Genomic DNA, 19,785 nt, shown 5'->3' with positions numbered 1-19,785 from the left:
AATCGCATGGCTATACGCGGCATGTCGCTCGTCCTCAAGCATGCGACGTGCATGTTTTCGAATGGTTGCGGACCGGGCGGCGGCGGGCCTAAAGGCCGGGACGGTACGGACGATGGGCGAACGCATGACCGACGACGCTATTCTCGACGAATTCCGCAACGCCGACGCGCTGCTCGAAGGGCATTTCATCCTGTCGTCGGGGCGGCATGCATCGCGCTACCTGCAATGCGCGCGCGTGCTGATGGACCCGGCGCGCAGCAGCCGGCTGTGCGAGGAACTGGTCCGGCGTTTCCCCGCCGGGTTGCGTGAATCGATCGACGTCGTGATCTCGCCCGCCATGGGCGGCGTGATCGTCGGCTATGAAATGGGCCGCGCGCTGGGCGTGCCGGCGATGTTCGTCGAACGGCCGACCGGCGTGTTCGAACTGCGCCGTGGGTTTCGCATCGAACCAGGACAGCGGGTTCTCATGATGGAAGACGTCGTCACCACCGGCCTGTCGTCGCGTGAGGCGATCGCGGCGATCCGTGCCGCCGGCGGCGACGTGGTGGCGGCCGCGTCGCTGGTCGACCGGTCGAACGGCAGTGCCGATCTGGGCGTGCCGTTCCATCCGCTGATCCGGCTGGACGTGCCGAGCTATGATGCCGACGAACTGCCGCACGATCTGGCGGCGATCCCGGCGGTGAAGCCGGGAAGCCGGGCCGCATGACCGGGCCGCTGCGCCTGGGCGTCAACATCGACCATGTCGCCACGGTCCGCAACGCGCGCGGCGCGGGCTATCCCGATCCGGTGCGCGCCGCGTTGCTGGCGGCGGAGCATGGCGCGGACGGAATCACCGCGCATCTGCGCGAAGACCGGCGTCACATCACCGACGACGATATCGCGCGGCTGTCGGCGGAACTGACGGTGCCGCTGAACCTTGAGATGGCGGCGACCGACGAGATGCTGGGCATCGCGCTGCGCCACCGTCCGCATGCCGCGTGCATCGTCCCCGAAAAGCGCGAGGAGCGCACGACCGAAGGCGGACTCGACGCCGCCGGACAGCACAACATTCTGGCCCCGATGGTGGGCGAACTGGGCGCGGCGCGTATCCGCGTGTCGTTGTTCATCGAACCCGACGCGGCACAGGTCACTGCAGCGATCCGGCTGGGCGTGCCGGTGGTCGAGTTGCACACGGGGCGGTATGCCGAACTGGACGGTGAGGCACAGGTGGCCGAGTTGCGGCGGATCGCGGATGCCGCCGCGCTGGCGGCCAAGAACGGGATCGAGGTCCATGCCGGCCATGGGCTGACCTTCGACAATGTCGTGGCCGTAGCCGCGATTCCGCAGGTGCGTGAATTGAATATCGGGCATTTCCTGATCGGCGAGGCGATCTTCGGCGGGCTGGGACCGGTGGTGCGGCGGATGCGCGACCTGATGGACGCGGCGCGGTGAAGGGGAGGCGCGGATCGTGATCGTCGGTATGGGGTCCGACCTGTGCAATATCGAGCGGATACAGGCGTCGCTCGACCGGTTCGGCGACCGGTTCGTACAGCGCGTCTTCACCCCGGTCGAACAGGCGAAGGCAGAGCGACGGCCGTTCACGCGCGCAGGTACGTTCGCCAAGCGTTTCGCCGCCAAGGAAGCGTTTTCGAAGGCGGTCGGCACCGGGTTCGCGCAGGGCGTGTTCATGCGCGACATCGGGGTGGTCAACGCCGCGTCGGGTGCGCCGACGCTGGCGCTGACGGGTGGTGCCAAAGCACGGCTTGACGCGATGGTCCCGGACGGCCACGTCGCGCGGGTGCATCTGACGATGACCGACGACCATCCATGGGCGCAGGCGTTCGTCATCATCGAGGCGGTGCCGCACAATGCGACCGATGCGAGCAGGTAAGGACGTTTGATGGCCGAACATTGGGCGCTGGACAGCGGGCAGGACCGCCCGGACCCCGCGCCGCAGCCGACGCCCGGTCCCACCACTTCCAATGCGACGACCACGCGGCGACGCGGCGTCGATTGGTGGGGCGAGGTACGCGGGCTGTTCTGGCTGTTGCTCGTCGTGCTGGGCTTCCACAGCTTCATCGCCAAGCCGTTCTACATTCCGTCCGAATCGATGCTGCCGGGCCTGCGCGTCGGTGATCGGCTGGTCGTCAGCAAATACGCCTATGGCTGGTCGTTCGTATCGCCGACCATTCCCGATCCGCTGGCGATGTTCCGCGATATCGTGCTGCGTCAACCGCAGGAAACGTGGAGCGTGCAGTTGCCGGCGTGGCACGGGCGGATATGGGGATCGCTGCCCGAACGCGGCGACGTGGTGATCGTCAAGCCGCCGGGCAGCAATACCGACCTGATCAAGCGCGTCGTCGGTCTGCCCGGCGACCGGATCGAGGTGGCGGGGGGCGTCGTCTACATCAACGATATCGCGATCCCGCGCCGCGCGATGGGCGACACGATGATCCCGGTCGACGCCAACACGCGCTGCGACCCCGACCAGTATCCCGGCGCGCTGACGCGAACGGCGGAGGGCAGCTTCTGTCGCCTGCCGGTCTTCCGTGAAACGCTGCCGGGCGGACGCCAGTACGACACGATCGATTTCCGATATTCGCAGGGCGACAATTTCGCCGCGATCACGGTGCCCGAGCATCACGTGTTCCTGATGGGCGACAATCGCGACAATTCCGCCGACAGCCGCTTCTCGGAAGCCGAGCGCGGGCTGGGCGGGCCGGTGCCGTGGGAGAATATCGGCGGACGGGCCGAATTCATCACCTTCTCGCTCGACGGGTCCACCACGCTCGATCCGCGTACGTGGTTCAGCGCGTTCCGCGGCGGACGGGCCGGGACGTCGCTGGTGCCGGGGACGGCCGAGCCGACGGACGCGGCGCGGTGAGCGCGGTTACGCTGTACGACTATCACCGGTCGTCGGCGGGATACCGCGTTCGCATCGCGCTGAACCTGAAGCAGGTCGCGTATCGTCGGGTCGATATCGCGTTGCTGGCGGACGAACAGCGGTCGCCCGACCATCTGGCGCGCAATCCGCAGGGGCTGGTGCCCGCGATCGAGGTGGACGGCATGACGCTGACCCAGTCGCTGGCGATCCTCGACTGGCTGGACCATGCATGGCCCGAACCGGCGCTGTTCCCCGCCGACCCGGCGGACCGCGCACGGGTGATGGCGGCGGCGCTGGTGATCGTCGCGGATATTCATCCGATCGACAATCTACGCGTGCTCCGCCGTCTGGAGACCCAGTTCGGCGCGGATGCCGGGGCGAAGGCCGAATGGTATCGCCACTGGATCGCACAGGGGTTCGACGCACTGGAGGCGGTGGCCCCATCCGACGGTCTGTTCGGTGGCGGTTCGCCCGGTGTGGTCGAATGCTGCCTGATCCCGCAATGCTATAACGCACGCCGCTTCGACATGGATATGGCGCGCTGGCCCCGGTTGGCGGCGATCGATGCAGCGATGACGGTGCTGCCCGCCTTCGCTGCCGCGCACCCGGACGCGGTGGCCGCGTGACCCCGCGCGACCGGCAACGCGGTGCGGCTCCCGTCGATAGCGCGGGGGAGGCGGGGTCGCCCGATCTGGCAGGGCTGATCCCGCTGGAGCGCATCCGCCGCCGCTGGCCGCGGATGCTGGGGGCGCTGCTGTCGGGACTGATGGTTGTGGCGCTGGTGTGGGAATTGTTCGACCACGGCTTTGCCGGGTTCGAACTGGCCGCCCCCGATTCGCCATGGTTCTACCTGTTCTTCGCGCTCGCCTATCTGTCGCCGCCGCTGTTCGATTTCATCATTTTCCGCCGATTGTGGCAGTTGCCGTTCGACGGCTTCGGAGCGTTGGTGCGGAAGCGGATCGCGAACGATGTGGTGATCGGATATTCCGGTGACGTGTTCTTCTATGCATGGGCGCGGGCGCGGCTGAAGATGGTCGCGGCACCGTTCGGCGCGGTCAAGGACGTCACGATCCTGTCGGGGATCGCGGGGAATATCGTGACGGTGGCGATGCTTGCGACGGCATTGCCGTTCGCGTTCGGATTGTTCACCGGCGCTCAGCTGCGGATGCTGGCATGGTCGTCGGCGGTGGCGCTCGGCATCTCCGGCGTGCTGCTGCTGTTTTCCAGACGCGTGTTTTCGCTGACCGGACCGACGTTGCGCTGGATTTTCGGCGTCCATTGCGCGCGGCTGGTGCTCGGGTCGCTCGCCTTTGGAATCGCGTCCTATTTCGCGATGCCGGGGGTGTCGATCCGCTGGTGGCTGTTCCTTGCCGCCGGGCGGCTGGTGGTGGCCCGTCTGCCGCTGCTGCCGAACAAAGACCTTCTTTTTGCCAACTTCGCGATTATTTTTATAGGGCATGGCGAAGCCCTGTCCGACCTGGTCGCATTCATCGCGACTCTTACCCTCGTCACCCACGCGGTGTTGATGGCGGCGTTCGGCCTTCCCGCGCTTACGAGGAAAGAATCATGAAACTGTCCCCGATGCTGCTGGGCGCGGCGATGTTCGCGCTGATGACCAGCCCCGCCGCCGCACAGGCGATCGGCGACGACGCCGCCGCGTGCAATGGCAATGACGGCCCCGCGATCCGCGTCAACATCACCGGCCTGAAGGACCGTACCGGCCGGCTGAAGCTGGAGCTGTATCCCGCGAACGACGCGGATTTCCTGAAGGACGATCGCGACCTGCGCAAAGAGGGCAAGTTCTTTCGCCGGATCTGGGCGACGATGCCCGCGTCGGGCGCGGTGCAGCTTTGCATCCGCGCGCCGTCGGCCGGGCGCTATGCATTGCTGTTCACGCATGACCGCGACAACCGGAACAAGTTCAACTTCATGCGCGACGGCGCGGGCTTTCCGGGGCAGGCCAAGCTGGGCCGGGCGCGACCGACGCTGGCACAGGCGATCGTGACCGTGCCGGCGGGCGTGGTGACGACGACGATCCGCGCCCAGTATCTGCGCGGGCTGGGCGGTTTCGCCCCGCTCGGCTGATCCGGTCCGCCGCCGATGCGCGTCGTCGACGTCAACGAATTCTATTCGCCGACCGGCGGCGGGGTTCGCACCTATATCGACCACAAGATGACGATCATGGCCGAACTGGGCCATGAACTGATCATCATCGCGCCGGCGAAACACAATGCGGTCGAGGAACGTCCGGGCGGCGGGCGCATCCACTGGGTCAAGGCGCCGACGCTGATCCTCGATCCGAATTACGGCATCTTCCTGCGCGGCGGGGCGATCCACCAGCTGCTCGACGAACTGCATCCCGACGTGGTCGAGGCGTCCAGCCCGTGGCGACCCGCGACGATCGTCGGGGACTGGCACGGCGATGCGGTAAAGGTGTATTTCGCGCACAACGACAATGTCGGCGCCTATCCGCTACGCTGGTTCGAGGGGATCGCGAGCCGCGAGCGGATCGAGGAAGCGTTCATGTGGTGGACGCGCTACATGGCGCGGTATCTGGCCAATTTCGATGCATTCGTGACCAACGGCCCCGCATTGGAAAAACGCCACGCCGCGCGCGGATTGACGGTGCATGCGTCGATGCCGCTGGGCATTCAGCGCGGGTTCTTTTCGCCCGAGCATCGCGACGTTGCGTTGCGCGCGTCGCTGCTGGAGCAACTGGGCCTGCCCGAACATGGGCATCTGTTGCTGGGGCTGGGGCGGCATCACGCCGAGAAACGCTGGCCGATGGTGTTCGACGCGGTCGAGATGGCGGGCGACCGGATGCCGGTGGGCATGATCCAGATCGGCAGCGGGGTGCATACCGGACGGCTGGAGCGGCGGTTGAAGAACAGCCCGCACATCAAGCTGTTCCGCCCGGTGTACGACCGCGTCCGGCTGTCGCGGATCATGGCCAGTTGCGACGCGCTGATCCACGGATCGGACGCCGAACCATTCGGTCTGGTCGGGCTGGAGGGGCTCGCGTCGGGGCTGCCGCTGATCGTGCCGGACGAAGGCGGATGTGCCGAGATCGCCGAACCGGCCTTCGCCGAAACCTATGCCGCGCGCGATCCGCGATCGGCGGCGGACGCGATCGGGCGGATGTTCGCGCGCGACTATGACGTGGTCAAGGCGGCGGCGAACGCGGCGGCGGTGAACGTGCGGACCGACCGCGATCATGCGACCGACCTGATGCGCTATTACGAGGGGCTGGTGGCGGAGAAGGCGGCGCGGTTTCCGGCGTGGTTCTCGGCGTGAGGCGGTCGCGATAGGCGGTGATGCCCGGAAGAGAGTGCCACGAAGCAGGGTTTTCACGCGAAGGCGCGAAGGCGCGAAGGCGCGAAGACGCGAAGAGAGGGTAAGGTGTTTTCGCGCGGAGGCGCGGAGGCGCGGAGGCGCAGGGAGGGTGCGCGCTTGGTGAGGTTGTGCCCGTGGTAGCCATCCATACCGGGTCGCAGTTGAACGGAAGGCTGCTGACGCGGATGCCCCGTCTGCTAGCGCAATACCTTCGCGCCTCCGCGCCTTCGCGTGAAACCAGCTTCTTTTTTTACGCGAAGGCGCGAAGACGCGAAGAGAGGGGAAGGTATTTTCACGCGGAGGCGCGGAGGCGCGCACGGCAAGGTTGTGCCTGCGTCAGCGATCCGTACCGGGTTGCAGCGGAATGAAAGGCCGCTGACGCGGGTGCCGTTGCCGTTGCCGCCAGCACAACCCCTCCGCGCCTTCGCGCTTCCGGGTGAGAAACCTTCCTTCTACTACAGCCCCGTCTCGATCCCCGCGCCGGCGGGGATGCCGGCGAAGGGCAGGGCGGCTGCGCCGTCGCCGGTCATCGTCAGGCGCAGCGTGCCGGTGTCGAGCAGCCGTCCGTCGACCAGCGTGCGGCGGCGCTGGCCTTCGGGCACCAGACGGATGCGGGTCTCGCGGCCGACCGGTTCGGCGGTCAGCAGCATCGCGGGCGTCGCAGTGGCGGGGCCGGCGGGGCGGGGCGCGCAGTTGCCCGGATCGATCGCGACGCGTCCTTCGGCCATCGCCGCGCCGGGGATGGTCGACAGCCGGGGCAGATCGACCTGCAACACCGCATCGCAGGTGAAGGGCAGCGGCGGCTGCACCGCTTCGAGCAACGAGGCGTCGGCCGATCCGCTGACGCGATCGAGCCGTACGCCGCCGCCCGTTGCCAGCGCCTGTCCGCCCAGATCGGTGTTGTCCCCGGTCGCGGTCCAGTCGACCGCGAAGCCGAGGCTGGTCAGGCTGCGCAGCGGGGCGAACCGCCATGCGACGCGGCTGCCGCCTGCCACGCCGACTTCGCCGTTCCAGATCGTGCCGCCGACGCCGCTGCGCCAGTCGGCGTTGCGCACGATCAGGCTGGCGGGAAGCGTGGCGATCATCGCGACCGCGAACGAGGCTATGCCGAGCGCGGCGAAGCGGATACTACGCCGCCGTGCCTGAAGGATCGAAGGACTCGGCAATGCGATCGCGACGTTCGACGCTGGCGCTGCTGCGCGATGGGCTGGTCCTGTCGTCGGCGGCATGGACGGCCTCCCCCCTGTTGGCGGCGCGTGGGCCGAAGCGCACCACCGCATTGCTGGTTCCGATGACCGGCGACCGGTCGGCGCTGGGGCTTAGCATACGCCATGCGGCGATGCTTGCCGAAACCGATGCGGCGGCGATGGCGGTGCTGGACACGGGCGGGACGCCGGCGGGCGCGGCCAGCGCGGCACTGGCCGCCGTGAAGCGCGGTGCGACGATGCTGCTGGGGCCGCTGTCGGGCGCCGAAGCGCGGGCGGTGACGGCGGCGGTGCAGGGGCGTGTCCCCGTGCTGACGTTGACCAACGACGCCGCCGCGCGGGGGCCGGGTACGTTCGTTCTGGGCATCACGCCGGTACAGGCGACGACGGCGATGCTGGGCTATGCCCGGTCGCGCGGCGTGCGGCGCGTGCTGGCGATCGACGACGGCACGCCATGGTCGACGGCGTCGGTCGCGGCGGCAAAGGCGGCGGAGGGCGAATTGAGCCTGATCGTCGACACCGCCGTGCTGACGGGCGGAGCATTACCGCCGGGCGTCACGCCGCCCGATGCGGTGTTCGTACCGGGCGGAACGGCGGCGGTGCTGGCGGCGGCGCGGACGCTGAAGGACAGCGGGGCGCAGTTGCTGGCGACGGTGCAGGCGCTCGATTATCGGCCCGATGCCCTGGCGACGCTGGACGGCGCGTGGATCGCCAGCCCCGATCCCGACCGGTTCGCGACCTTTGCCGCCGCCTATACCGCGCGCAACGGCGGTCGGCCGGGCGCGATCGCGGCGTTGGGCTATGATGCCGCGACGATCGCGCACGGATTGCGGTTGAGCGACACGCTGACGCGCGAAGGGTTGCTGGGCGAAGCCGGGTTCGATTGCGTGACCGGGCCAGTTCGGTTCCGGTCGGACGGAAGCTGCGCGCGCGACTTCGCGATCCTGGTGCCGCGCGGCGGCGTGTACGAAAAGGTCGCCGAGAGTCGCGGGGCGTGACCCGGCGGGCGGGGGGGCAGGGCGGCTTCACCCTGCTCGAACTGATAATCTCGCTGGGGCTGTTCGCGCTGATCGCGGTGGCCGGAATGGCGCTGGTCGACGGGGTGATCGGCGTCGACGGGCGGACCGAGGCGCGGTTGGACCGCGTCGCCGACCTGCAACGCGCGATGGTGGTGATCGCCAGCGATTTCGATCAGATCGCGCCGGGGCCGATGGCGGGCGACGCCGCCGGTGTGCGGTTCGTCCGCGCTGCGCCGGGGTTCGGCGGAATCGGCATCGCGGTGGCGTATCGGGTCGAGGGTGGGCGGTTGTTGCGGATGGTCGACGGGCGCGCGCAGCTTGTGCTGGCGGATGTCGCGGGCGCGCGGTGGCGGTATTTCGACGGCGGCTGGACCGCGCGCTGGCCGGTGACGCCGGACCGGTCGGCGGAATGGCCGCGCGCGGTGGCGGTCGACGTACAGGTGGCGGGACCGGGTGGCGGCATGCTGCGGCGGATCGTAACGCTGCCCAGCCCGGCGCGGACGTCGTGATGCGCGACGTGCCCGATCGCGAACGCGGCATGATCCTGGTCAACGTGCTGATGTTCGTCGCGATCGCCAGCGGGCTGGTGCTGTTGATGATCAACCGCGAGGAACTGGCGCTCGACCGGTCGATCCGGTCGCGTGAGGCGTCGCGCGCTCTGGCGGTCGTGCGCGGTGGCGAATTGTCGGCGCTGGTCGCGTTGCAGCGCGATGCGACGGTCGCGCCGGAAACCGATTATCCGGGCGAGGCATGGGGCGCGCTGGCGGAGAACGGCATCGCGATCGAAGGCGGCCGGTTCGATCTGGTGGTCGCCGACGCAGAGGGGCGGTTCAACGTCAATTCGGTTCGCGCGGGGCAGGACCCGGTGCCGCAGTTGATCTTTCTGCGGATCGCGAATGCCGCCGGCCTGTCGGACGAACAGGCCGTGGCGGCGATCGCGTTGATCCGTGAACGCGGGCCAGTGCAGGATCTTCGCCCGCTGGCGGCGTTCCTGCCGACGGACAAGGCGCAGATGCTGGCGCGGATGGTGACCGCGCTGCCGGGAACGACGACGATCAACCTGAACGCGGCGACACCCGAATTGCTGGGGGTGCTGTTCGAACCCGCGAAGGTCCAGCGACTGCTGGCAACGCGCAACCGGCAGGGCTATCTTTCGCCCGACGATCTAGCGCGTGAGGACGTGTCGCCACCGGCGGGCACGGGGTTCCGATCGAGCCATTTCTGGGTACGGACCCGTGCGACGATCGGCGGGACGGTGCAGCAGGGGGCGACGTTGATCCAGCGCCGGCCGGTCGAAGGTGGCGATATCATCGCCGTGCCGGTGGAACGCTGGCGCAACGCCGCGATTCCGCCCGAAGTGCCGCGATTCGGATAAACGTCAGGCGGTAGCCGCGATGCCGCAGGCGACGTTATGCCTGCGGCCGTGCGTGCCGGTCAGTTCCAGCGGCTGCGATGGTCGTCGTCGTGACCGCCGCGCAGGAGCGATGCCTGTTCGCGCCACTGGTCGCGATCGATCGTGCCGGGGCGCAGGCGCAAGTCATCCTCCAGCGCGCGTTCGTCGGCTTCGGTCAGCTGCTCGATCGCACGATAGGTCTTGATCCCGCGCTGGCCGAGCGCGTGTTCTAGGTCGGAGTCGATCCCGCGAATCCGCGTCAGATGATCGCTGCCGCCGAACAGGCCGCTGCCGCTGCCGCTGCTCGCCGTCGCACTCGCCGCCGCCGTCGCTGGGATGGCGCGGTCGTGCGACAGGCGGTCGCGTTCGGATTCGAGTTCGGCGATGCGGCTGTCGCGGGTTGCGAGTTCCGCTTCCAGTTCGGTGACCCGACCGTCGCGCGTCTTCAGGTCGTTGCCGACTTCGGTGCGATACGCCTTGTGCGTCGCTTCCTCGTCCCGGAACCGCTGCTTCCATTTCTTGCCGCCCGACGACGAGGCGAGGCCGAACAGCCAGCCGGCGAACAGGAGCAGCGCGAGCACCGCGAATTGGGTCGGCGTCTGGAACAGCATGGCAAGCCCCTATGTGATTACGGGGCAAGAACGAGCGGCATCGGGCGGCGTTCCACCGTCCGGCGGGGTCAGGTGCCCAGCGCGTCGCCGATGCTGCACGCGGCCGGGCCGAGAATGACGACGAACAGCGTCGGCAGGATGAACAGGATCAGCGGGACCGACATGATCGCGGGCAGGCGCGCGGCCTTTTCCTCCGCGCGCATCATCCGTTCGTTGCGGAATTCGGCCGACAGCACGCGCAGCGCGCTGGCCAGCGGGGTGCCGTATTTCTCGGTCTGGATCATGGTGGTGACGACGCCGCGTACCGCGTCCAGCGCGATGCGCATCGCCAGGTTTTCGAATGCCTGCCGCCGTTCGGTCAGGAAGCCCAGTTCGATCGCGGTCAACGAAAACTCCTCGCCCAGTTCGGGATAGGCGCGGCTGAGTTCGCGGGCGACGCGCTGGAACGCGGCATCGACCGTCAGGCCGGCTTCGGCACAGATGACCAGCAGGTCGAGCGCGTCGGGCAGCCCCTTGCGGATCGCCGCCGACCGTTTGGTGATCCGGTTCTTCAGATACAGGTCGGGCGCCTTGTACAGCAGGATCAGCGAACCGGCGACGAGCATGTACTGCTTGAACGACGACCAGTCGGCGAAGGTGTCGGTGCCGTAGACGATGTACAGCATCGGAATCCCGAACAGGATCGGCAACGCCAGCCGGCCGAAAATCACCGCGACTGCCCAGTCCTTTGACCGGATGCCCGCCTGCGCCAGCTTGATCTGTGCGGCCTTGACCTGTTCGTCCTGCAACACTTTCAGCGACGACAGCAGCGCGCGGATGCGGTCGGTCGCCTCGTTCTTCTGCACCAGCTTCGCGCGACGCTTGCTGGTGGATGCGGTGATGCCGGCCTTCAGCTGTTCGCGACGGTCGTTCAGCGCCTTGACCCGCCGCGTCATCGGATCGTGGACCGACGTCGCGGCATAGATCGCGACCATCACCGCCATCGCCGCGACCCCCGACAGGATCGTGGCGATCGTCACCATGTCGAACCCCAAGACGGTCGGACCCTGTGCAGCGATCATCGCATCAAACCTCGAAATTGACCATCTTGGCCATGATGAATGCGCCGATGCTCATCCAGATCATGCCGCATGTCCCGGCGATCATCAGCCGCGGATCGATGAAGAAATTGCGTAGATAGGGTTCGTTGATCGCCCAGATCATGCCGAACACGATGAACGGCAGCGAACCGACGATATAGGCCGATGCCTTGGATTCGGACGACATCGCCTTGATCTTCAGCTTCATCTGCATCCGCTTGCGCAGGACGTCGGCAAGGTTGGCGAGCGTCTCGGCAAGGTTGCCGCCGGTTTCGCGCTGGATCGCGATCGTGATGATGAAGAACTGGAATTCAGGCGTGCCCAGCCGGTCGCCGGTTTCCTGAAGCGCGGCATCCAGCGTGCGGCCGATCCGCATCCGGTCGTTGACCGCGCGGAACTCCTCGCCCACCGGACCCGGCACCTCGGCCCCGACCACGCCCATCGTTTCGGTGATCGGCAGGCCCGATCGCAACCCGCGCACCAGCAATTCGATCGCGTCGGGAAACTTCGCGTTGAACCGCGCGACCCGGCGTTTCATGAAATACCCCACGACGAAATGCGGCAGCCCGGCCCCCGCCGACAACCCGACGAACAGCGCGATCAGGAACGGCACGCCCTTGAGCGCCAGATAGCCCAGGACGAGGATCGCCGTGCCCGCCGATGCCATGGCATATTGGCTGATCGTCCAGCCCATGCCGGTTTTCGACAAGCGGATCTTGAGCTGTTCGACGTTGGGCAGCAGCCGGGCGGCGGCGCGATCGGCGCGCGACGAGCCGCCAGTGCCGATGCGGCGCAACTGCGCCTCCATCGCGACCATCCCCGCCGCCGAACTGTGGCGTTCGCGCAGCGCGGTCAGCCGACGGTTGCGCGCGCGGCCGGTCGCCGGTCCCGAAAAGGCGAACGCCATCAGCATCAGGGTCGCGATCGACCCCATCAGCATCACCATGACCGGCATCATCTCCATCGCGTCGCTGCCCTATTTCCGCGTCTTCGCCGGCAGCCGTGCACGCAGCCCGGCCAGCTTGCCCATCAGCGACGGACTGCCCTGCGCGATCCGGCTTTTCCCGCTTTTGAGGGCGGGAACGTCGTCGCCGTCGGTGCCCGCCATCGCGCATAGCCGCGCGGCCAGATCGACCAGCGGGGCGACGGTCTTGCTGCCCTTGCCCGTCTCCGCCATCGGCTTGCCGAGCTTGGCCGACTGCGCCGCCAGCTTTCCGTCGAACGGGACCACATAATCGATGCGCCGTTCGATCGACCCTTCGAAGTCCTTGCGCGTGATCTCGCTGTTCGTGGCGGGTTGCACCCGGTTGGCGACGATCAGCAGCGTGACGCCGGCCGCGTTCGATTTGAACCACGACAGCAACCGGATCGTGTCGCGTGCGGCCGCCAGCGTCAGTTCGGTGACGAGCACCGCCGTGCGCACGTCGGATACCAGCGGCGGATGCTGGATCAGCATCGCCCGCGGCAGGTCGACGATGGTGCATTCGAACGCGGTGCGCATCTCCTCCTGCAACTGGTAGAAGGCGCTGCCGTCGGTGATGATCGGCGCGTGGATCGGCGCTTCCGCCGACAGCACCGACAGCCGTTCGCCCGCCCGCACCATCGCGCGTTCGATGAACAGCCCGTCGATCCGGCTGGGATTGTCGATCGCGTCGGTCAGCCCGCGTCCCGGTTCGAGGTCGAGCGCAAGCGCCCCCGTGCCGAAATGCACGTCGAGGTCGAGCAGCGCGGTGGTCCGCTTTTCCTTTTCGCTGATGAGCCATGCCAGCGATGCGGCGATGGTCGACGCACCCGCACCGCCGCGCGTGCCGACGATCGCGACCGAGCAATGCGGTTTTTCGACCACCGCGTCGATCGTACGCGGCGCGTTGATCAGCGCCTGCGCCTGCGCGAACGCATCGCGCAGCATGTCGGCGTTGAGCGGCTTGAGCAGGTAGTCGTGGATGCCGCTGGCCACCAGATCACGGTACAGTCGGACGTCGTTGACCTGTCCCGCCGCGATCACCACCGTGCCGGGTTCGCATACTTCGGCAAGCCCGTTGATGTCGTTCAGCGGATCGCCCGATTCGGACAGGTCGACGAACAGGATGTGCGGACTGGCCGATACCGACAGCGTCTGGATCGCGTTGCGCAGCCCGCCTTTCAGTATCTTTTCGGCCGGCCAACCCAGTTCGGTCAGTACCGGGCGCAGCGCATCGGCGGTGTTGTCGTCGCAGACGAAGCCGGCGAACGGATCGCGTTGCGCCGCGCGGGCGGGGTTGAACGGCGCGTTCATTACTTCGCGCTCCCCCCCGTGCCGGCAGCGACGCCACCGACGCCGCCGCCGATCTGTCCGCCGTTCCCGCTGGGTACGGCGCGGCGCATCGCGCCGATCGCCTTTCCGCCGACCATCGTGTCGGTGGTGTCGGGGTTGGACCGGCCGCGCACCAGATCGCCCGGCCGTGCGACCATCGCCGCAAGGTTCGTGTTGATCGCGCATCCATAATCGGACGACGTGTGGGCATCGAAATTCGGTTCGGTGGCGCGCGACGTGTCGAGACAGCCCGGCACCGACGCGGTCATGCGCGACACGACGACCCGGATCGTGCCGGGCGCGATCGCACCGGTGGTCGGCGGCACGGCATCGGCGAGCAGCAGGCCGTAGCGTGCCGCCTCCGCCGCGACGTCGCCGCGAATGTCCATGCCCGCGCCGGTCGGATCGTCGATCCCGACCTCGTCGCCATAACCGACGTTGAGCGTGTCGAGCCAGCCGGCGAGGCGGGAGCGTTCGCCGGGCGCGAGGCCGTCGCCGCCTGTCATCAGGTCGACCGCATAGGCGGATCGTGCGACGACCGGCTGATGCACCGATTCGACGCCGCGATTGCGCGTGCCGCCACAGGCGGAGAGCAGGACCATCGTGCCAAGGGCGAGGGTGCGGAACGGAATCATCGAAAACTCCCTCACTGGTTGCTGAAGCCGGGGGCGGCGGGCTTCGCGCGCGGCGTGGCGGGATCGGGGCGCGTGCCCGTCGGCGCGACCGGTGCGGACATGCCGATCGTCGGCCGGGCGGCGGGCGGGACCGCCATGGTCGGCACCGGGCGCGGCGCGGGCTTTTCGCGGCCCTGCAACTGGCCCAGCAGGACGCGTTCGACGTCGCCGGGGCTGGTATAGGCGTCGGTCGGCAACGCGATGCGCGACTGGCTGTCGACCGGCTTCACCAGATAGGGTGTGATGACGATGACGAGTTCGGTTTCGTTGCGGGTGAAGGCGTTGGAACGGAACAGCGCACCAAGGATGGGCAGGTCGCCGAGGCCCGGCGCCTTGTCGATCGAATTGTCCTGGCTGTTCGACATCAGCCCGCCGATCATCATGCTTTGCCCCGATCCCAGTTCGACCGTCGTTTCCGCGCGGCGGGTCGAGAAAGCGGGAATGGTGGTGCCGTTCAGCTGCACCGCGCCCGCCGCCGAAAGCTGCGACACTTCGGGCCGAACCCGCAACGAGATGCGGCCATCGGACAGGACGGTCGGCGTATAGGCGAGGCTGACGCCATATTGCTTGTATTCGATGGATATCGTGCCGAGCGCCTGGCTGATCGGGATCGGTATCTCCCCACCCGCGAGGAACGATCCGGTCTCGCCCGACAGCGCGGTCAGGTTCGGATTGGCGAGCGTGGTGACCTGTCCGATGCGTTCGCCAAGGTCGAGCGCGCCGAGCAGTTCGAGGCCGAGCAGCTTGCCGGCAAGGTTCAGCGTCGTACCGCTCGTCGCTTTTTGGGGAAAGTTGTACAGCGTGCCGCCGGGGCGACCGCCGTTGGCAAGGAAGTTTGGATCGCCGGGAACACCGGGAATGGTGGTGATAGTCCCTTGCCGTCCCTGTGCCACCCCGAACAGGATGCCGCCGCCCGACACGTCGCGCGAGGTCAGGTTGACGCCGATGTTCTTGACGAAGCTGCGGCTGACTTCCGCGATGCGGACCTGCAGGTTGACCTGTAGCGGGGTCGCCAGCTTCAGCCGGTTGATGACGCCGATCTTGAGCACCGCATCGGCCTGGTTGGCCGCGATCCCGGGGTTGAGCAGCGACAGGACCAGCCGTTCGGCCTGCGCGCTGTCGGACGGCGACAGGACGGTGCCGTTGATGACCGCGATCTGGCCGACCGAGGTGACGCGGATATCGGCGTCGGGGATCGCCGCCTTTAGCATGCGGTCGATCGAGGTCAGGTTCTGTCCGACGCGGACGTTGGTGGCATAGACCACGGCGCCGGCGGCGGTGGTGGCGAAGATCGTCGCTTCGCCGTCCGCCTTGCCGAACAGATGGATCTGGCGCGGATTGCCGACATAAACGTCGGCGACTCCGGGGTTCGACACCCACACGTCGGCGACGTTGGCGGGCAGGGTGATGAGTTCGCCCTGTCCGATCGACAGCAGCACCTCGCCTGACGGACGCAGCGTGCCCGGCGGCAGCGGCGCGACACGGGCGGGGCGCGCGGCGCGCGCATCGGGTGCGGCGGGGCGGGCCGGGGCGGCGGACGCCATCGGGGCGGCGACCAGCGCGACGGACATCGTCGCCGCCAGCGCGCGACGGAGGGGGACGAAGCCGGACATCAGTTGGTTCCTCCGACCGATACGTCGGTCACGGCGTTTCCGCGGGTAATCCGCACGACCGGTCCGCGCCGGTCCGGCGACGGTGCGGAGGGTGCCGGGGTCATGGCCGTCGGGGCGGGTCCACCGCCGCCGCCGTTCGATGCGGCCTTGCCCGGCACCGAGCTGCGCTGGAACCGCGACACGTCGGCACCGGTCGAGAAGGTCGGCGTTCCTTCGATCGGACGCGCGGCAAGGCGCGCCAGCGCGGCCTTTTCCGCTTTGGGATCATTCGAATCGGGCAGTTTCACGTCGCCGCTGGCGATCGCTTCTTCCAGTTCGGACGAATTGTCAGCGATCGAGCGCAGCGACAGCGACAATGCGCCGACGGTCTGCGCGACCGCGATCTTTTCCGCGATGCGCGGCGTCGCCTCGACCGTCACGGTCGAATAGGCCGACACCACGGTCTTGCCCTGATCGTCGGTGTTGTTGTCGGTCCGCTGATCGGTGGCGAGCACGCGCAGGTTGCGCAGCATCGTTTCGGACACGCGCAGCGGCGGGCCATCGCCGCCCCCTGCGACCGTCTGCGTCAGCACCAGGTCGACGCGGTCGCCCGGAAACACGAACCCGGCCACCGCGCTTTGCGCCGATACCGGCACCGTGATCGCACGCATGCCCGGCCCCAGCGCGGCGGCAAGGAAGCCGCGATCGCCTGGCTTCACCAGCGCACCCTGCGTGATCGGCTGTCCGGCGGGGATCGCGAAGCGGACCACCGTTCCGACCAGATTACGTGCTTCGGGCGCGCTTTCGAGGAAATAGGCGTTCTCGACCAGTTCCTTCGGCCATGGCTGGAACCGCAGGGCGGCGGCGTCGATGATCGTGCCGACCGGCAATGCGCGGGTCGCGACCATCACGCGGGGACCGTCCACCGGCGCTTCGACCGGGCCGGCCACGGCGACCGGCGCGGCGGCGCCCATCATCATGCTGCGCGCCATGAACGCGGTGATGCCGGCTACGAACAGCGCGCCGACCAGCAATATCAATTTGCGAGCATCCATGTCGTCGGTGGCCTTTCAATGCGCCGGCCGGTTGATCCGCCGTTAAGCATCGCCTTGAGTCGGTTAAGGTTTAGTTCGCGACCGCCAGCATTCCGGCGATGGCGATCGCCACGCCGTACGGCGTTTCCGGCAGTGCGGCGGTCCGGCGACGCCACCGGTCGATCAGCATGAGCAGCGTCAGCGCGCCGCCCAGCAGCGACATGGCGACCAGCATCGGCAACAGCGCGGCGGGCGGCACCCACAATGCCAGCGCGCCGATCAGCTTGACGTCGCCGCCGCCCATCTGGCCCATGCAATAGACGATCAGGAACAGGACGAAGACCAGCCCGGCGGCGATCAACTGCATCTGGATAGCGCCCCCGCCCAGATCGTTGGCCCACCACCATACCGGCGCGAGCAGCGCGATCGCGACGTTCTTGCCGTTGCCGATCTCGCGGGTGCGCGCGTCCTGAATGCCCGCCGCCAGCAGCAGCGCGAGCAGCGCGAACCCAAGCGCAGGGATCATCGAGGAAATTGCATCCGGCTCCATCGCGCTAACCCCTAGACTTTAAGCGTTGCGAAACCGTAACCGGGGGGATGGCTGCACACGCCCTGTATCGACGCGCAATCCCGTCCGCCGCCACCATCACGCGCTGGCTGGCGCCCGACGGCTGGGTGCATCGCCGGTTCGACTGGCCCGCGCCGACGCATGTCCGTCCACGGGGGACCATGTTGTTCCAGGGCGGACGTGGCGACGTGTTCGAAAAATATCTGGAAGCGTTCGCCCACTGGCACATGCGCGGCTGGACGATCGCATCGTTCGACTGGCGCGGACAGGGTGGATCGGGCCGGTGCACCCCAGCGGGCGATTGCGGACATATCGACCGGTTCGACCAGTATATCGACGATCTGGCGGCGTTCTGGGCCGGATGGGATGCCACCGCCGGGCCGCGCGTGATCGTCGGGCATTCGATGGGCGGGCATCTGGCGCTGCGCGCCGTCGTGGAGCGGCGGATCGATCCGGCGGCATGCATCCTGATCGCGCCGATGCTGGGGTTGCGTTCCCCGATCGGATCGCGTGTCGGGGAAGCGGCGGCGCGCATGATGGCGGCGATCGGCCGACCGACCCGCCCGGCATGGCGCGGCAACGAGCGCCCGTACACCGCCCGGTCGCGCGAATCGCTGCTGACGCACGATCCGGCGCGCTATGCCGACGAAGTGTGGTGGCAGGGTGCCAATCCCGCCAACCGTACCGGCCCGCCGAGCTGGCAATGGATGGTCGAGGCGTTCCGGTCGACGCGCGAACTGCGTACCGATCCCGCGCTGTCGACCACCAGCACGCCGGTGCAGATGCTGGTCGCGGACGCCGACGCGCTGGTCGATCCGCAGGCCGCGCTGACGGTCGCGGGTAAGCTGCCGCACGTCGAACTGCACCGCTACGGCCCCGAATCGGCGCACGAAATCCTGCGCGAGGCCGATCCGGTCCGTGCGCGCGCCATCGCCGCGATCGACGGGTTTCTGGAGGCGCAGGCACCGGCGCGACAGGCGGCACCGGCATGACCCGACGGCGGGTCGCGATCATCGGCGCCGGGATGGCCGGCGCCAGCCTTGCCGCCGAGATCGCCGCGCAGGACGAAGTCGTGCTGATCGAGGCCGAGTCGCAGCCCGGTTTCCATGCGACCGGGCGGTCCGCCGCCTTCTGGTCCGAAACCTATGGCGGGCCGCTGGTCCAGCCGCTGACCAGTGCGTCGGGTCCGTTCCTGCACGCACCGCCCGAATCGTTCGGGGGGCGTAGTTTCCTGCGCACGCGCGGCGAATTGCTGATGGCGCGCGACCCGGCCGTACTCGACGCGCTGGCGGCCGGATTCGCGGACAGCGGCGTGCCGATCGAACGCCGCGATGCGGCGGCGGTTGTCGCGGGGCTGCGCGGGACATGGCACGCACTGTGGTCGCCCGGTTGCGCCGATATCGATGTGGGGGCGCTGCATGCGGCCTATCTGGCGGCGGCGCGCCGGCAGGGTGTGGCGCTGCGCTGCGATTCGCGGCTTGCGGCGGCGACCCGCGTAAACAGCGAATGGCGCCTGACGTTCGACGATGGCACGACGCTGGCGACCGACATCGTCGTGAACGCCGCCGGGGCATGGGCCGACACGGTCGCACGCATTGCCGGCGCCGCGCCCCCGGGCATCCGCCCCTATCGCCGGACGATGGTGCAGTTGCGCGTCGATCCGCCCGCCCCCGCCGACCTGCCGCTGGTGATCGACGCTGCCGGCGGTTTCTATTTCAAGCCCGAGCCGGGCGGGCGGCTGTGGCTGTCGCCGCATGACGAGACGCCCGATCGTCCGCACGACGTCGCACCCGAGGAGATCGACGTAGCGCTGGCGATCCACCGGTTGCAGGCGGCGGTCGACTGGCGCGTGGAGGCGGTCGAGCGCCGCTGGGCAGGGCTGCGCAGCTTCGCGCCCGACCGGTTGCCGGTGTACGGCTATGATCGCGCGGTTCCGGAGTTCTTCTGGTGCGCCGGGCAAGGCGGCTTCGGCATCCAGACGGCACCCGCCGCCGCACGGATGTGCGCGGCGCTGCTGGGACAAGGATCGCCGCCGACAGGGGTCGACCCAGCGATCTATTCGCCGTATCGCTTGTCCGAGTAATCAAGCGACCCCCTTAACGGTAGCGCTAACAAACCCTA

22 protein-coding genes are annotated in these 19,785 nt (G+C 68.3%); 13 read left to right on the top strand and 9 right to left on the bottom strand.

Going from position 1 to position 19,785, the window contains the following annotated elements:
• The first annotated feature begins 124 nt into the window (after window positions 1-124).
• From pyrE to IFT55_RS06690, 8 genes are read left to right on the top strand one after another with little or no spacing between them, the layout of a single operon-like run.
• A complete protein-coding gene (gene pyrE, locus IFT55_RS06725) occupies window positions 125-706 on the top strand; it encodes an orotate phosphoribosyltransferase (protein WP_192090307.1) in 582 nt (193 codons plus the stop codon).
• Complete coding sequence (locus IFT55_RS06720) at window positions 703-1,431, top strand: pyridoxine 5'-phosphate synthase (RefSeq protein ID WP_192090305.1); 729 nt, start codon at window positions 703-705, stop codon at window positions 1,429-1,431. The genes pyrE and IFT55_RS06720 overlap by 4 nt, the downstream gene beginning before the upstream one ends.
• Before the next feature lie 16 nt (window positions 1,432-1,447).
• Window positions 1,448-1,870 (top strand): holo-ACP synthase, encoded by a 423-nt coding sequence (gene acpS / locus IFT55_RS06715; protein ID WP_192090303.1) that lies wholly within the window; start codon window positions 1,448-1,450, stop codon window positions 1,868-1,870.
• A 9-nt stretch (window positions 1,871-1,879) separates the two neighbouring features.
• Window positions 1,880-2,863: a signal peptidase I gene (lepB, locus tag IFT55_RS06710; RefSeq protein ID WP_192090301.1), complete on the top strand. Its 984-nt coding sequence runs from the start codon at window positions 1,880-1,882 to the stop codon at window positions 2,861-2,863.
• Window positions 2,860-3,489, top strand: a complete 630-nt coding sequence (gene maiA / locus IFT55_RS06705; protein ID WP_192090299.1) for a maleylacetoacetate isomerase — start codon at window positions 2,860-2,862, stop codon at window positions 3,487-3,489. Before lepB ends, maiA begins: the two co-directional genes overlap by 4 nt.
• On the top strand, window positions 3,486-4,433 hold the full coding sequence (locus IFT55_RS06700) for a hypothetical protein (RefSeq protein WP_192090297.1): 948 nt from the start codon (window positions 3,486-3,488) through the stop codon (window positions 4,431-4,433). The genes maiA and IFT55_RS06700 overlap by 4 nt, the downstream gene beginning before the upstream one ends.
• The gene (locus IFT55_RS06695; RefSeq protein ID WP_192090295.1) at window positions 4,430-4,948 is read left to right on the top strand and encodes a DUF2141 domain-containing protein; all 519 of its coding nucleotides are present in this window, start codon (window positions 4,430-4,432) and stop codon (window positions 4,946-4,948) included. Before IFT55_RS06700 ends, IFT55_RS06695 begins: the two co-directional genes overlap by 4 nt.
• A gap of 15 nt (window positions 4,949-4,963) precedes the next feature.
• Window positions 4,964-6,157, top strand: coding sequence for a glycosyltransferase (locus tag IFT55_RS06690; protein ID WP_192090293.1), 1,194 nt, complete (start codon window positions 4,964-4,966; stop codon window positions 6,155-6,157).
• Window positions 6,158-6,651: 494 nt separating this feature from the next.
• On the opposite strand, the gene gspN is transcribed toward IFT55_RS06690, so the two are convergent.
• Window positions 6,652-7,362, bottom strand: a complete 711-nt coding sequence (gene gspN / locus IFT55_RS06685; protein ID WP_249403636.1) for a type II secretion system protein N — start codon at window positions 7,360-7,362, stop codon at window positions 6,652-6,654.
• On the opposite strand from gspN, the gene IFT55_RS06680 reads away from it, so the two are divergent.
• From IFT55_RS06680 to IFT55_RS06670, 3 genes are read left to right on the top strand one after another with little or no spacing between them, the layout of a single operon-like run.
• Complete coding sequence (locus IFT55_RS06680) at window positions 7,362-8,399, top strand: hypothetical protein (protein WP_192090291.1); 1,038 nt, start codon at window positions 7,362-7,364, stop codon at window positions 8,397-8,399. The genes gspN and IFT55_RS06680 overlap by 1 nt on opposite strands.
• Window positions 8,396-8,929 carry a type II secretion system protein GspJ gene (locus IFT55_RS06675; RefSeq protein ID WP_192090290.1) on the top strand — a complete coding sequence of 178 codons (534 nt, stop codon included), beginning with the start codon at window positions 8,396-8,398 and terminating at the stop codon, window positions 8,927-8,929. The genes IFT55_RS06680 and IFT55_RS06675 overlap by 4 nt, the downstream gene beginning before the upstream one ends.
• Complete coding sequence (locus IFT55_RS06670; protein ID WP_192090288.1) at window positions 8,929-9,795, top strand: general secretion pathway protein GspK; 867 nt, start codon at window positions 8,929-8,931, stop codon at window positions 9,793-9,795. The genes IFT55_RS06675 and IFT55_RS06670 overlap by 1 nt, the downstream gene beginning before the upstream one ends.
• A 59-nt stretch (window positions 9,796-9,854) precedes the next feature.
• Here IFT55_RS06670 and IFT55_RS06665 read toward each other — a convergent pair whose 3' ends face one another.
• The 8 genes from IFT55_RS06665 to IFT55_RS06630 form a co-directional block, all read right to left on the bottom strand.
• On the bottom strand, window positions 9,855-10,424 hold the full coding sequence (locus IFT55_RS06665) for a hypothetical protein (RefSeq protein WP_192090284.1): 570 nt from the start codon (window positions 10,422-10,424) through the stop codon (window positions 9,855-9,857).
• 68 nt (window positions 10,425-10,492) lie between these two features.
• A complete protein-coding gene (locus IFT55_RS06660) occupies window positions 10,493-11,485 on the bottom strand; it encodes a type II secretion system F family protein (RefSeq protein ID WP_192090282.1) in 993 nt (330 codons plus the stop codon).
• A 4-nt stretch (window positions 11,486-11,489) separates the two neighbouring features.
• Window positions 11,490-12,467 (bottom strand): type II secretion system F family protein, encoded by a 978-nt coding sequence (locus tag IFT55_RS06655; RefSeq protein WP_192090280.1) that lies wholly within the window; start codon window positions 12,465-12,467, stop codon window positions 11,490-11,492.
• Window positions 12,468-12,479: 12 nt separating this feature from the next.
• Window positions 12,480-13,778, bottom strand: coding sequence for a pilus assembly protein CpaE (locus tag IFT55_RS06650; protein WP_192090278.1), 1,299 nt, complete (start codon window positions 13,776-13,778; stop codon window positions 12,480-12,482).
• Window positions 13,778-14,431: a CpaD family pilus assembly lipoprotein gene (locus tag IFT55_RS06645; protein ID WP_192090276.1), complete on the bottom strand. Its 654-nt coding sequence runs from the start codon at window positions 14,429-14,431 to the stop codon at window positions 13,778-13,780. The genes IFT55_RS06650 and IFT55_RS06645 overlap by 1 nt, the downstream gene beginning before the upstream one ends.
• Window positions 14,432-14,442: 11 nt before the next feature.
• Window positions 14,443-16,083, bottom strand: coding sequence for a type II and III secretion system protein family protein (locus IFT55_RS06640; protein ID WP_249403635.1), 1,641 nt, complete (start codon window positions 16,081-16,083; stop codon window positions 14,443-14,445).
• On the bottom strand, window positions 16,083-17,117 hold the full coding sequence (cpaB, locus tag IFT55_RS06635) for a Flp pilus assembly protein CpaB (protein WP_192090275.1): 1,035 nt from the start codon (window positions 17,115-17,117) through the stop codon (window positions 16,083-16,085). Before cpaB ends, IFT55_RS06640 begins: the two co-directional genes overlap by 1 nt.
• Before the next feature lie 70 nt (window positions 17,118-17,187).
• Window positions 17,188-17,622 (bottom strand): A24 family peptidase, encoded by a 435-nt coding sequence (locus IFT55_RS06630; protein WP_249403634.1) that lies wholly within the window; start codon window positions 17,620-17,622, stop codon window positions 17,188-17,190.
• A gap of 71 nt (window positions 17,623-17,693) precedes the next feature.
• On the opposite strand from IFT55_RS06630, the gene IFT55_RS06625 reads away from it, so the two are divergent.
• A complete protein-coding gene (locus IFT55_RS06625; RefSeq protein ID WP_192090273.1) occupies window positions 17,694-18,656 on the top strand; it encodes an alpha/beta fold hydrolase in 963 nt (320 codons plus the stop codon).
• The gene (locus IFT55_RS06620) at window positions 18,653-19,747 is read left to right on the top strand and encodes an NAD(P)/FAD-dependent oxidoreductase (protein ID WP_192090271.1); all 1,095 of its coding nucleotides are present in this window, start codon (window positions 18,653-18,655) and stop codon (window positions 19,745-19,747) included. The genes IFT55_RS06625 and IFT55_RS06620 overlap by 4 nt, the downstream gene beginning before the upstream one ends.
• Window positions 19,748-19,785: the final 38 nt, after the last annotated feature.

The sequence above is a fragment of the Sphingomonas sp. CFBP 13720 genome, assembly GCF_014842075.1.
GTDB lineage: Bacteria > Pseudomonadota > Alphaproteobacteria > Sphingomonadales > Sphingomonadaceae > Sphingomonas.
The sequence above is the reverse complement of the archived record's forward strand: the minus strand, read 5'-3'. Positions and strand labels throughout refer to the sequence as shown.